15 protein-coding genes and 1 riboswitch are annotated in these 13157 nt (G+C 28.9%); of the genes, 13 read left to right on the top strand and 2 right to left on the bottom strand.

Going from position 1 to position 13157, the window contains the following annotated elements:
- Positions 1 to 96: 96 nt before the first annotated feature.
- From HGAG_RS08540 to HGAG_RS08505, 8 genes are all read left to right on the top strand, one after another.
- Entirely contained in the window at positions 97 to 762 is a 666-nt protein-coding gene (locus tag HGAG_RS08540) for a winged helix-turn-helix domain-containing protein (protein ID WP_004839493.1), read from the top strand.
- A 235-nt stretch (positions 763 to 997) separates the two neighbouring features.
- A riboswitch (FMN riboswitch) is annotated at positions 998 to 1112 on the top strand.
- A 277-nt stretch (positions 1113 to 1389) separates the two neighbouring features.
- The gene (locus HGAG_RS08535; protein ID WP_004839492.1) at positions 1390 to 1986 is read left to right on the top strand and encodes an ECF transporter S component; all 597 of its coding nucleotides are present in this window, start codon (positions 1390 to 1392) and stop codon (positions 1984 to 1986) included.
- 233 nt (positions 1987 to 2219) lie between these two features.
- Positions 2220 to 2645, top strand: coding sequence for a tRNA (adenosine(37)-N6)-threonylcarbamoyltransferase complex ATPase subunit type 1 TsaE (gene tsaE, locus HGAG_RS08530; protein ID WP_019118750.1), 426 nt, complete (start codon positions 2220 to 2222; stop codon positions 2643 to 2645).
- 9 nt (positions 2646 to 2654) lie between these two features.
- Complete coding sequence (gene tsaB / locus HGAG_RS08525) at positions 2655 to 3323, top strand: tRNA (adenosine(37)-N6)-threonylcarbamoyltransferase complex dimerization subunit type 1 TsaB (RefSeq protein ID WP_019118749.1); 669 nt, start codon at positions 2655 to 2657, stop codon at positions 3321 to 3323.
- Positions 3316 to 3753, top strand: coding sequence for a ribosomal protein S18-alanine N-acetyltransferase (rimI, locus tag HGAG_RS12185; RefSeq protein WP_019118748.1), 438 nt, complete (start codon positions 3316 to 3318; stop codon positions 3751 to 3753). Before tsaB ends, rimI begins: the two co-directional genes overlap by 8 nt.
- Positions 3754 to 4764 (top strand): tRNA (adenosine(37)-N6)-threonylcarbamoyltransferase complex transferase subunit TsaD, encoded by a 1011-nt coding sequence (gene tsaD, locus HGAG_RS08515; RefSeq protein WP_019118747.1) that lies wholly within the window; start codon positions 3754 to 3756, stop codon positions 4762 to 4764.
- Between the two features lie 17 nt (positions 4765 to 4781).
- Positions 4782 to 5129 (top strand): hypothetical protein, encoded by a 348-nt coding sequence (locus HGAG_RS08510; RefSeq protein WP_019118746.1) that lies wholly within the window; start codon positions 4782 to 4784, stop codon positions 5127 to 5129.
- Entirely contained in the window at positions 5113 to 6507 is a 1395-nt protein-coding gene (locus tag HGAG_RS08505; RefSeq protein WP_019118745.1) for a S41 family peptidase, read from the top strand. The genes HGAG_RS08510 and HGAG_RS08505 overlap by 17 nt, the downstream gene beginning before the upstream one ends.
- 174 nt (positions 6508 to 6681) lie before the next feature.
- On the opposite strand, the gene HGAG_RS08500 is transcribed toward HGAG_RS08505, so the two are convergent.
- On the bottom strand, positions 6682 to 7563 hold the full coding sequence (locus tag HGAG_RS08500; RefSeq protein WP_019118744.1) for a MurR/RpiR family transcriptional regulator: 882 nt from the start codon (positions 7561 to 7563) through the stop codon (positions 6682 to 6684).
- A 158-nt stretch (positions 7564 to 7721) separates the two neighbouring features.
- On the opposite strand from HGAG_RS08500, the gene HGAG_RS08495 reads away from it, so the two are divergent.
- From HGAG_RS08495 to HGAG_RS08475, 5 genes are read left to right on the top strand one after another with little or no spacing between them, the layout of a single operon-like run.
- Positions 7722 to 8732, top strand: coding sequence for a Gfo/Idh/MocA family protein (locus tag HGAG_RS08495; RefSeq protein WP_019118743.1), 1011 nt, complete (start codon positions 7722 to 7724; stop codon positions 8730 to 8732).
- 9 nt (positions 8733 to 8741) lie between these two features.
- The gene (locus tag HGAG_RS08490) at positions 8742 to 9215 is read left to right on the top strand and encodes a PTS sugar transporter subunit IIB (protein WP_019118742.1); all 474 of its coding nucleotides are present in this window, start codon (positions 8742 to 8744) and stop codon (positions 9213 to 9215) included.
- A 10-nt stretch (positions 9216 to 9225) separates the two neighbouring features.
- Complete coding sequence (locus tag HGAG_RS08485; RefSeq protein ID WP_019118741.1) at positions 9226 to 9996, top strand: PTS mannose/fructose/sorbose/N-acetylgalactosamine transporter subunit IIC; 771 nt, start codon at positions 9226 to 9228, stop codon at positions 9994 to 9996.
- Positions 9989 to 10807, top strand: a complete 819-nt coding sequence (locus tag HGAG_RS08480; protein WP_040401686.1) for a PTS system mannose/fructose/sorbose family transporter subunit IID — start codon at positions 9989 to 9991, stop codon at positions 10805 to 10807. The genes HGAG_RS08485 and HGAG_RS08480 overlap by 8 nt, the downstream gene beginning before the upstream one ends.
- Before the next feature lie 11 nt (positions 10808 to 10818).
- Entirely contained in the window at positions 10819 to 11220 is a 402-nt protein-coding gene (locus HGAG_RS08475) for a PTS sugar transporter subunit IIA (protein ID WP_019118739.1), read from the top strand.
- 333 nt (positions 11221 to 11553) lie between these two features.
- Here the strand turns inward: HGAG_RS08475 and HGAG_RS08470 are convergent, their stop codons facing one another.
- Positions 11554 to 12873 (bottom strand): C1 family peptidase, encoded by a 1320-nt coding sequence (locus HGAG_RS08470; RefSeq protein ID WP_019118738.1) that lies wholly within the window; start codon positions 12871 to 12873, stop codon positions 11554 to 11556.
- Positions 12874 to 13157 lie beyond the last annotated feature (284 nt).

Genomic DNA, 13157 nt, shown 5'->3' with positions numbered 1-13157 from the left:
ATATTTATATTGATATTTGCAAGAATTTTCTATATAATAGTAATGAGTGAAATTATTACAAATTAACGTGATAATATTTAAAAGTTAGGAGATCTTATGAAAATTGCATCGATGGAATACAAAAATGGGATTTCTAACTTGCTCAACTCTAAATTTGATGAGAATGAAGTTGTTGTAAAAAAATATGAGAATTTTGAAGACATTATTCTTGAAGATGATTTGTCGGAGTTTGATTTAATTTTAGTGGATATGACTCATACTAGGTGTATTGAGCTAATCCAGTACATAAAACAAACTACAAATATTCCGGTAATTTATCTTACAGATAGGTACAAAAAAAGTCCCTATGAGGCAAAAATTGACGACAAGGATTTTGTAATTCATTCTTATTCAAGGGATGAATTTATAAAATATACTTTGAAAAAGGTCGAAGAAATTAACAATTCCAAAATTATTTCTTTTGGTTTTTGTTCAATTGAAGTGGACAATGGGATTTTTAGGATAGGAAATGAAATTTTAGATCTTACAAAATCTGAAATTAGTCTTTGTACAATTCTAATAAAAAATATGAACAGACCAGTTTCAAAAGAAATTATTGTAAAAGAAATGTCAAAAATGGGAATTGAAACAACAGACAGATCAGTTAGAGAGCATGTTAGAAAAATCAGAAAAGAATTTAAAAAAGCAAAACTTGAACCAATTAAAACAGTAAGAGGACAAGGATACGAATGGATTTTAGAATCTTGTGAAATAGGAAATTAGCCCGATTTGTACAATGATTTTTATAATATAGAATATGAATAATTTTAAATAACCCAAATCTAACTAGCGGGAGAGGTATAAAAATTTTAAAATTAGAAAATTTAAATTTTGAAATTTTTATACTTTGTTAGATGGGTTATTTTTTTTGAAAAAATTTAGAGATTTTCAAATTCAAATAAAAAAATAAAATTGATATTGATTATCTTGTGCCACAAATTATTTTGTGATATTATATAAATATCTTCAGGGTGAGGTTTGATTCCTAACCGGCAGTTAAAGTCTGCGAGTTTTTTACTGAATGGGCGAAATTCCCATACCGACAGTTATAGTCTGGATGAGAGAAGATATTCTTTTTTATGAGAAATTATTTAGCCCTGAAAGGGCACGGATCGTATACAAACCCTCAAGCACGAATATCTGACTTCAAAAATTGTTGATTTCTAAATTTCAAAATTCTAAAATCGCAAACTCGCTAACGCTCAATCAGTGCGATTTTTAACGAATTTTAAAATTTGAAATCAAATCAATTTTTTCCGTATGATATTCTTAGCATGAGGATTTGTAAACTTTGTCAACAGTCTGAGCCCTGAAAGGGCATTTTTTTATGCCGAATTTTAGGAGGATTTTATGAGTCATGATCAAAAAAAATTAAGAAATTTAGTAAAAGTTGGAATACTTTCAGCTATGAGTTTTATACTTATGTTTATTCAATTTCCAATTCCAGTTGCACCACCTTTTATGAAAGTTGACCTTGCAGATGTGCCAGCTCTTATTGGTGGATTTTCGATGGGGCCTTTGTATGGAGTCTTAATTCAACTTATCAAAAATATTTTGAATTTGAGCAAGACAAGCACAGGCGGCGTTGGAGAAATTTCAAATTTTATAGTCGGAGGACTTTTTGTATTTGTATCAGCAAGTATATATAAAAGGAAAAAAACCAAAAAAAATGCAACTATAGCTATGATTTGTGGAATGTTAATTATGACACTTGCAGCAACCTTATCAAATGCTTTTGTAATTTTTCCACTTTACGGAAAAGCAATGGGAGTAGAAATGAGCGCCTTTGTAGCTATGGCACACAAAACAAATACTTTAGTAAATTCTTATTTTACTATGATGCTTTTCGCTATTGTTCCATTTAATTTGATAAAAGGTTCAATAGAAATTTTGGTAACAAAATTATTATACAAACACGTTTCAGGAATTTTGCACGATAGAAAATAATTATTTTAAATTTTAAAAACAGACTTTGTGGTCTGTTTTTTGTTTTTTCTGAAAGCTGAAATTTATTACTTTATAAATTTAATAAAAGAGATCTCTATTATTATTTTTGGAGATAGATAGAATTTTATTTTTACCTTAAAAATCATTGGAATTTTTTTATTTTAGACTATAATATATCTTACAAAAAGCTTCAAATTAAACTTTTGTAGTATAATAGATTAGAAGGAGTTTTTATGAGAATTAATTCTTTAAAGGAAATGGAAGATTTTGCTTTTGATTTTTCTAAAAAATTGAAAAAGGGCCAAGTTGTAAATTTAATTGGAGAAATGGGTAGTGGCAAAACTACTTTTACTTCTTTTGTTTGCAAATATTTTGGGATTTCTAATACTTCTTCTCCAACTTTTGCTCTTGTAAATATTTATAATGGAGAAAAGCAAGGGGAAGATTTTCCGATTTATCATCTAGACCTTTACAGGTTTGAAAGTCCTGATGAAATTTTAGATATAGATTTTGAAAATTATTTTTACCCAGAAGATGCTGTAACATTTTTGGAATGGGCTAACAAGGCAGAAGGATATCTTCCAGATGATATGATTGAAGTTAATATAGAAAAAATTGATGAAAACGCTAGGGAAATTAGCGTGAAATTTTTAGATTAGGAGATTTTAATGAGAGTTTTAGGAATTGATACATCAACTATGATTTCTACTGTAACTGTTGTAGAAGATGAAAAAATCATTGGGGATTTTAATGTAAATCAAGAAAAAACTCATTCGGAATCGCTTGTGCCAATGATTGAAACTTTATTAAATCTTTTGGGACTAAAGCTTTCTGATATTGATATTTTTGCAATTAGCCAAGGTCCTGGATCTTTTACGGGTTTAAGAATTGGAATGACAATTGCAAAGACTTTTGCCCAAGTTGGAAATAAAAAATTAATTCCAGTTTCAACTTTGAAGGCTCTTGCCTTAAATTCTTCTTCGAATTCTTTTAAGGCTTCTATGCTTGATGCAAGGGGAAAAAGAGTTTATGGGGCAATGTATGATGAAAATATGAATGAAATTGTTAAGGAAGATTTATATAATATAGATGATTTTTCGAAACTTTGTAATGAAAAAAATGTAGATTTTGATTTGGTTTCGGAAGTTGGTGAAAAATATAAGGACAAATTTGCTAGGGCAAGAATTTTGGATTTTTCTTATAATTCTTGTATTGGAAAAAATTTGTGTAAGCTTGCTCTTTTGAAAAAAGATGAGGACTATGATCTTTATAAGCTTGTGCCAAATTATTTGAGAAAATCGCAAGCGGAAAGGGATAGAGAAAAGAAAAATGATTAGGACAATGACTGTAGGAGATACGGATAAGGTTTATAAAATCGAATCTAGTGCTTTTTATAGACCCATGCCTAAAAAAGATCTTATAAATGATATTGAAAAAAATAAGCACAAAGAGTGTTTTGTATATGAAAAAAATGGAGAAACTCTAGGATTTTATATAATTTCAAAAATTTTGGATGAAATTGAAATTTATACAATAGCAGTTGATGAATTGTATCGCGGGCAAAATATCGGTTCATTTATGCTTGAACACATGATAAATTTTGCAAAGAGTTTAAAAGTTTCAAAAATTTGGCTAGAAGTTTCTACAAAAAATTTTCCAGCTATAAATCTTTACCAAAAATTTGGTTTTGAAAAAATTAGACTTAGGGAAAATTATTATGCCAGAGTTCACGAAGATGCTTATATAATGTTAAAGGAATTGGATTAGATGAAAGATTTTTATACAATGGGAATTGAAACTTCCTGTGACGATTCTTCAGTTGCTATTTTGAAAAACGACAGGGAAGTTTTGATTAATTTAATATCATCACAAATTGATATACATAAAATATTTGGAGGAGTTGTGCCAGAAATCGCATCAAGAAAACACCTTGAGGCAATCAATCCTTTGATTGAAAAGGCGCTTTTGGATACAAATTTATCTTATAGCGATATTGATTTAATTTCTGTTACCAAAGGTCCTGGACTTATTGGCTCACTTTTGGTAGGAATTTCTGCGGCAAAAGCTCTTTCTTTGTCAGCAAATATTCCAATGATTGGAACAAATCACATGCAAGGACATATTTGTGCAAATTATTTGTCAAATAAAGACCTAGAGCCACCATTTATTTCTTTGGTTGTAAGTGGAGGTCATACTTATCTTGTAAAAGTAAACGATTATACAGATTATGAAATAATTGGAACAACAAGAGATGATGCTGCTGGCGAATCTTACGATAAAATTGCAAGGTCAATCGGACTTGGCTATCCAGGTGGACCAAAAATTGATAAACTTTCCAAAGAAGGAAGAAAGGATGCCATAGATTTTCCAAGAATTATGCTAGAAAAAGATTCTTACGATTTTTCATTTTCAGGTTTAAAAACTTCAGTTTTAAATTATATGAACCACCAAAAGCAAAAAAATTTAGAAATAAACAAGGCAGACTTGGCAGCAAGTTTTCAAGAAGCCGTTGTAGATGTTTTGGTAGAAAAATCTATGCGATTGATAGATGAAACAGGATTAAATACATTTGCAGTATCAGGAGGAGTTGCTGCAAATTCTAGATTAAAAGAAAGACTAAAAGAAGAATGTGAAAAAAGGGGAGTCGAATTTTATTATCCAGATATAATTTTGTGCACAGATAATGCGGCAATGATTGCTATGGCAGGATATTTAAATTACAAAGCTGGAGCAAGGTCTGATAATTATTTGAAAGTGTATCCGAATTTAGGACTTTAATTTGATATAATAGACTTATGAGTAGAGAAATTACAAAATTAAAAAAATACAATACAAAAAATAAAATAGCATACTTTCTTTACTTTTTGTCTGCAATTTGCGTTTTCGCTTTTGGCATATATTATAAAGAAGGTTTTGAAATTGCTGGTGGAATATTTTTGCTTTTAAGAGGAATATATTTAATAAAAACCAACAACAAAAGCACAGGCTCAATTTTGAGAAATGAAAAAAAAGGACTTTACTTTAAACTTTTGATGATAATGGCTTTTTCATTAATAAATCCAATAGGCATTCTTCCCTTTTTATACGAAATAAAAAAAAGAGATTGGGTTATAAATGGAGGACTTGATGAAGAAAAAAAGTAAGATAAGCATTTTATTTTTGGCGATTATTATTTTATTTTCATCATGCGCTCAAAGGAGAATAAACTATCTAGAAAAAAGAAAAGATAGTTTGATTTCAGAAAAAAAGCCAAAAGAGAAGAAAATAATAGAAATAAATCCAGATAAAATTGATGAATTTAAATCAATAGAAGCCTATATGGCATGGTATAAAAAATTAGATGGGCCATGCAAATTAGTTTTTGAAGATAAGGTAGAAAAAAAAGAATTAAGCCAAGAAGAAATGGTAGAAGATTTCAATTATCTTTTTAATGAAATTAGAGATAATTATCCATTTTTTGGAGTTTTGAAAAGGCAATACGGAGTTGACTTTTTGGCAAATTATTCAAAATATTTAAGCGAAATAAAATTTTGCAAAAACGACCAAGAATTTACAAACACTATGCAAAAAATAATGGAAGATTTGCACAATGACCACGCAACAATTGCACAAAAAGATTACGTAGAAGAAACCTTAGAATACTATTCACATTTTTGGACAGATCCGTCAATGTATTACGAATTTTTAACACTGAACAAAGAAAGCGTAAGAGATAGATACGGAGTTGATGGAGTCCAATCAAATAAGGCTGATAGGAAAAAAATCAGGAGAAGAACCCTATACACAGAAAATTCCGGCGAAAATATGGAAGTAAAAATGCTAGCACCAAGTTTGGGACTAATAAAAATAAAAGAAATGCTAGCAGAATATGAACTTTCAGAAGATATGAAAAAATTAGACAAATTTTTAGAAGAAAATCAAGATTTAAAAACCATAATAATAGACATCAGAGAAAATTCCGGTGGAAATATAGAATATTGGCAAGAATATCTTTTGCCAAGACTCATAGACAAAAAAATTTCCGTAAACAACCACATGTTTTTTAAAGATGGAATGAGAACAAAGCTATTATTAGAAAGCGAAGAGCTTGGCTTTGAAGATATTTCAAATGTAAATATAGAAAAAATGGATCTTGAACACAAAGAAGATTTAAAAGATTTTTCATATTATAGCAAAGACAAAATAGAAATCACTCCAATGAAAAAAAATAAATTTAAAGGAGATTTGTATTTATTAGTTGACGAAGGAGTATATTCAGCAGCCGAAGGAATGGCAAATTTTTGTAAAAACGCAAAAATTGCAAAATTAGTAGGGAAAAAAACAGGGGGAGATGGAGTAACACTTGGCTTAATAAATGACGTATGCCCAAATTCCGGCTTAGTTTTCACCTACACAAACACCCTAGGCTACGCCCCAGACGGCATGATAAACGAAGAAGAAAAAACAAACCCAGACATAAACACAGAAAGCCTAAACGAATCAATAGATACAATAAAAAAATTGGAAAAAATTGAGGAATAAATAAAAATAGATAAAATAAAGTAAACCCCAAAGTCCAAAAATGGATAGAGGGGTTTTCGCGTTTAGATATAAAATGATAGATAGATTTTTATAAAGAAGAAATGATTAAAAATATATTTGTATTTATATATTAACGGCAATTAAATCTTTGGCTGTTTTGGTATTTTTAAAAGCCTAATTTAGATTATATCCATATTTATGAAAAATATCTTTTGTATCTTTCACGGATTCACTTATCTTATCAAAATCTTTCAAAGCTAGGGAAAGAAAAATTGTTTCTATAATTAAATTTTGAACAATAAATGATGCTTGAGTTGCAAGCCTTAGATTATTTTCTATTGCGGAAGTATAGATAACTATATCTGATGACTTATTTATTTTATTTACTCCAAATTGAGTAATAAGAATTACCTTTACTCCTTTTTCTTTAGCTAAATTTATAAAATCATGATTTTCTTTAGATTTTCCAAGGGTAGTAAAGCATATTAGTAAATCATCTTTTTTTAAGTTTGAGCAAGCTTCTAATCTTAAATGTATATCTGAATAAAATATTGAGTCTATATCTAATCTCATTAATTTTATTTGTAGGGATTCTGCCAATATCGATGAAACGCCCATACCAGTTAAAAAAATTTTTTTATTATTTTTATGAGTGTTGTAAATCAAATCTATTGCTTTTTCAAATGATTTTTTATCTAAGGTATTATGCCACGTGCTTCTAATAGATTTTATTGTGTATTCTGATAATGATCTATAAATTTCGTAAGCATCATCGCCTTTATTTAATTTTATATCTAAATTTTTTAACTCTTTACTATCGTTTATTGAATTATTTATAGACAATTTTAATTTTAAATCTGAGTATCCGTTTAGTCCAATTGATCTTGAAAATCTTATTATTGTTGGTTCACTAACTTTGATTTTTTTTGCAAGTGTAGATAGACTACAGTTGATTGTATTATTAGAATTTAAAATATATTCTGCTACTTTTAGTTCTGATTTAGTAAAGTAAGGTAGCATAGCTTCAATTTTATCCAAAATTAATTCATCAGACATAATATCACCTCTGCTTTTATCTTACTATATATAAATACAAGTAGCAAAACTACATAAAAAAAATAAATGTTGTAATTTTAATAAAATTATGTTACAATACTTTTAAAAGAATGGAACAACAATATAAATCATTTTTATATTAAGGAAAGGAAAAATTTATGGAGAAACTAAATGTAGCAGTAATTGGTGCGGGGATTTATGGTATTCATCATGTGGATGTATATCATCAAAATCCTTATGTTAATTTAATTGCTGTTTGCGATCAAAGTGAAAAAATAAGAGAAAACATTGAAAAAAATTATGGCTTAAAAACTTACAATAATGTAGAAGATATGTTAGAAAATGAAAAAATTGATGCTGCATCAATTGTAACGCCTGATCATCTTCATGTAGAGCCTGCTTTGGCTTGTATTGAAAAGGGCGTAGATTTACTTATTGAAAAGCCTTTGGCAACAAGCGTGGATGATTGTAAAAAAATATATGAGGCTGCTAAGAAAAATAAAGTTAGAGTTGCTGTAGATTTTCATAAGAGGTGGGATCCTGCTGCTATATTTATTTATAATAAATTAAAATCAAGCAAAGGTTATCCAATAAGAGCTTATATGAATATGGATGATATTATTGATGTGCCGACTGAATGGTTTAAATGGGGAGGCTCTTCTGATCCTGTAGATTTTTTGGGTGTTCATTGTGTAGATTTGATGAGATGGTATATGGATTGTGAAGCGGTTGATGTGTATGCTGTTGGTTCAAAAAAACTTTTACCTAGCATGGGAGTAGATACTTATGATAGTGTAACTTCAATTATAAAGTTTGAAAATGGATGTGTATGTACTTTAGAAAATTCGTGGATTCTGCCAAAAGGTTTTGCAAAAAATAATGATGGAAAAACATCAATAATAACGAGTGAAGAATTGATTAGAATTGATAATCAAAACAGGGGTGTTGAAATTTTTGATAAAAATAAATTGCATACACCTAATGTTTTTTTCTTTAATGATTTTCATGGAAAAGTTATAGGCTTTGGTGCAGATCCGATTAATTTTTTTGTAGATGCTTTAATTAATAATAAAGAATTCGTAGCTGATGTTTATGATGGTCTCCAAGCTGCTAAACTAACAGAAGCTATCCATAGAAGCTTAGAGTCTGGTAAAATTGAAAAAATATAAGGAGTATTTATGGCGAAAATAAAAATGACACGTATTGATTATAGACTCATACACGGTCAGGTTGTTGCTAAGTGGATAAAATATAATCCTGTAGACAGAATAATTCTTGCTGATGATGAACTTGTTGATGATGAGTTCATGGCAGATATATACAAAATGGCAGCAGCTGACAAAAAAGTTGATATTGTATCTATAAAAAATCTAAATAAATGTTTAGAATCTAGTGACGATAATGTAATGCTTATTTTTAAAAATGTAGATAGTTGCTATAAAGCTGTTGAAAATGGATTAATATTGGAAGAAATAAATGTTGGTGCTTCTGAAAGTACATCAGAAAGAAAGCAAATTATTCAAGGAGTTTCTTTATCTGAAAAAGAAATTGAAAAACTTGATATTTTAGGAAAAAAGGAAATAGATGTTTATTCTCAATCTATACCTGAAAATTCTAAAATAAGTTTAGAAAATATGAAGAAAAAAATATAAGGAGAATCGTATGGAAAATGCTTTAATAATGGCTATTGCTATGGGTCTAATTTATTGGATTTCAAGAAGTATGTTGGGTGGATATTTTGCTTTATTTTTTATAGGAAATGCGATATTTGTAGGGGTTGTCGCCGGTATAATAAGCGGAAATTTGACTCAAGGTTTGATTTTAGGAGGAGGTATTTCTGCTGTTTTTGCTGGAATTATTGCTCCTGGTGGAAATATGCCAACTGATCAAACTATGGCGGCAACCACTATGATTCCTTTAGCTTTATCAGCAAATTTAAATGTTGATCAGGCGATTGCTCTCGCAGTTCCTTTGGGATTACTTGGAGCACAATTAATGAGTTTAAGAAAAATTATTAATGTACGTTTTGCACACGGAGCAGATAAGGCGGTAGAAGATGTAGATACTAAAAAATTAGAAAAAAATGCGATTTTGTATCCAGCTTTATTGGCTTTTCCTTTATTGTTTTTGCCAGTTTTTTTAGTGGTTTTATTAGGGCAAAATGTAATGCTAGATTTGTTAGCTTTTATACCAGAATGGATGCTTCATGGATTAGAAGTTGCAGGAAATGTTATGCCTGCTGTAGGATTTGCTCTTATAATGAATTCTATTGGTAAGCCAAAATTAATTCCTTATACAATAATTGGCTTTATTTTGGTAAAAGCTCTAGGATTAAATAATTTAGTTGCTGGTGCAATTTTAATAAGTGTTGCTTTTATACTAGTCTACAACAAAAAGGAAGTAGATGAAAAATTGGAGGCTAAAAATGAGTGAAAATAAAGAAATAAGTATTAGTCAAAAAGATATAAATAGGGTTATGAGAAGGTGGTATTTTGCTACTGAATTATCTCTTAACTTTGAGAGAATGCAAGCTTTAGCTTTTACCTATGCTTTTTTGCCGATATTAAAAAAATTGTATACAGAAAAAAGTGAATTAAAAGAAGCACTTGTTCGTCATATGAAGTTATTTAATACAAATGCTACAGCTGGCGGATTGATTGTTGGACTGACAATCGCCATGGAGGAAGAAAAAGCTAGAACAGGAAAAATTTCAAGTGATGCAATAGTGGCTATTAAAACTGGTCTTATGGGACCGGTTGCTGCTTTCGGAGATTCCTTTAGTGCTGGAACATTTCAAACACTTTGCATATTAGCTGCAAGTACTATGGCTGTAAAAGGTTCCTTTTTTGCTCTTCCAATGTTATTTTTGGGAAATGCTATTTTGATGGCAGAGTTGGTTATTACAACAAATTTAACTTATAAAAAAGGTCGTGATGCTATAAAAGATGTTTTATCTTCAAAGCAAATGAGATATGTATTGTATGGAGCAAATATTCTTGGTATGGGAATGATGGGGGCTTTATCAGCTAATATGGTTAATTTACAAAGCAAATTAAATTTTGGATTTGGGAAGGCTGCTATAAACGTTCAAGAAAATTTAGATAAAATTTTTCCAGGAATATTAACAATCTTGGTTTTATTCTTATTTTACTATTTGATAGGCAAGAAAAATTTCAGCATAAGTAAACTAATTTTTTCAACAATAGCTGTAAGTCTTGTCTTGTCATTTTTTGGAATATTTTAGGATGTAAGAATATGAGAGGAATTATAATTGCAAGTCATGGGAAATTTGCAGAAGGAATGTATGATGCTATAAAAATGTTTTCTGGAGAGCTGGAAAATTTTTCATACATTTCACTACTACCAGATCAAGACTTAAAGAGTTTTATTGAAGAATTAAAAAATAAAATTGACAAAGTGGACTCTGGTGATGGTGTAGTTGTTTTTTGTGACTTACTATATGGAACTCCTAGCAACATAGTTTCAAGTTTACTAAAGGAAGAAATTTATAAAGGAAAATTAGAAATAATATCTGGAATAAATCTTGCTACTGTTTTGGAATATACAAACACAAGAAATGAAATATTTGATAGAAATAAACTTTTGGAGGTTGGGAAATCAAGCATTGCATCTGTGAATGATATAATTGAAAAATAAATTACCTTTTAAAATTATAAAAATTGAGAATGAAATTTTAATAAATAAAAATCCTAGTATAAATTTCTTTATTTCTAGGATTTTTATTATTCGAATTATAAAAATACGCCATAAAACATTTCGGAAAAAATCGTTTCCGCTTGCTTTTTCGATTTGCTGGGGTATAATTTTTTACAAGAAGTAATACTACTTTTGTAAATTTTATAAAGTTGAACTTTGTTTAATCCCGGACTTATTTATTTTATACCGTATAACGTTCTTCTTTATTTTCCCAGCCTAGGCTGGGTTTTTTATTTATATTAAGCCCAGCTTTATAAATTTTTTTCAAAGATTTTATTTTATATTTTTTAGCATTTTATACATCGGGTCAAACTCATCATAATAGATTTTTTCCTTATCAAAGGCAGACAAAACTTTTTTGGTTAAATATTTTTTGTCGACTATTAACTCGAAAGTATTTTCCCTAAACCATTTGTCAGTCATAGAAAAATATCCATCGTGTCCATTATCTTCTCCCCATGAATTTTCAATTTTCCAAAATTTCACGTCTTTATCTTTTTTGTCAAATCCTGTAAGATTCATAGCGTGGCAAGCTGAAGAATATCTAGAATCAATTCTTTGAGCTTTTGTCATTTTTTCAAAATTGGTAAAAGTTTGGTCAAAATTAAATAAATTTTCATCCATAACTCCGCTTTCTCTGTCTTTATCTATGTCAACATCGCAAGCAAACCACATTGTTTCGTTATTTTTTATAGATTTTTGAGCAGATTTACTCATTGTATCCATGTCAACATTAATTCCAACAAGATCTGGCAAATCTATTGCATTTTTTGCGTTCTTATCAACCAAAATCCTATTGTAAGGATGTCTTGGATCGTTTAATAATTTTATTTTTCCATCAAAAAAATCCCCAACGTACTTATCAAAAAAATTCTTTGGCGTCATATCTTTTTCGATTTTGTAATTGTTGTCCTTGTCATAGTATTTAAAATCAAAATTTTCAACAGGTTTTCCAATGGATTTTACAAAAATATTGTAGGCATAGGATAGACCTTTTTTTCTTAAAATTTCAATTTCTTTTTCGTCATCCGTCGCTCTAATATCCATAGCGATTTTTTTGAGGGCATTTTCCAAAGTATAAAACATAAAAGAAGATTCCTCTGTATGGAAAAGTTCGCCCATATTTGTCTTTGGAACAATTCCATATTTTTTTATCAAATAATAGAAAAATTCAAAATATCCCCCGTCTTCTGGAGTTGAATAAAAAACATCTTCAACTTTTCTATCTTTAATATCCAAGTCTTTTGTATCAATAACTCTTTGCAAAAACAAATTTGCTTTTTCCATATTGTCATAAAAATAAAGAAAAGACTCAGAAAGCTCAAATTTTTCCATATTAAGTTTTTTGGCAATATGCATTCTAATCATATTAAGACCTGCAAACATCCAACATCTGCCAGTTTTTCTTTGATTAGTAACATCTTTAGTTTCAACTTCGTTAGAAAAAATAAAATCATGTTTGTTGATAATATTTTTATTTAAAGAAGCCTCCATTATCCCCATATTTGAAATGGCATTTTCAATAACTTTATTTTTAGGATCTTTTTCATAATTTTTCTCTAATTCTTTAAATGTTTTTTCATCTAATATCATAGGTCACCTCTTTCTTTGGAAATATTATACTTTCAACAAAGCAAAAAACGATAATAACTTGTTTTTATAATAATAGTAAGAAGTTTTATTTGTTAATTTGAAAATTATAAAAGAACTTTTAAAAATCAATTTTAAAAGTTATGAAAATCGCAAAATTTAAATGTTTGAAGTGCTTTATTATTGACAAATGCTACAAGTTGTTATATCATTGTTTGAGAATAATTACAAATTTTAAATGTAAGGAGAATTTTCCGACGATATGTTTAAAAACTTAATATCTAAAA

This window comes from Anaerococcus obesiensis ph10 (genome assembly GCF_000311745.1).
Taxonomy (GTDB): Bacteria; Bacillota; Clostridia; order Tissierellales; family Peptoniphilaceae; genus Anaerococcus; species Anaerococcus vaginalis.
The sequence above is the reverse complement of the archived record's forward strand: the minus strand, read 5'-3'. Positions and strand labels throughout refer to the sequence as shown.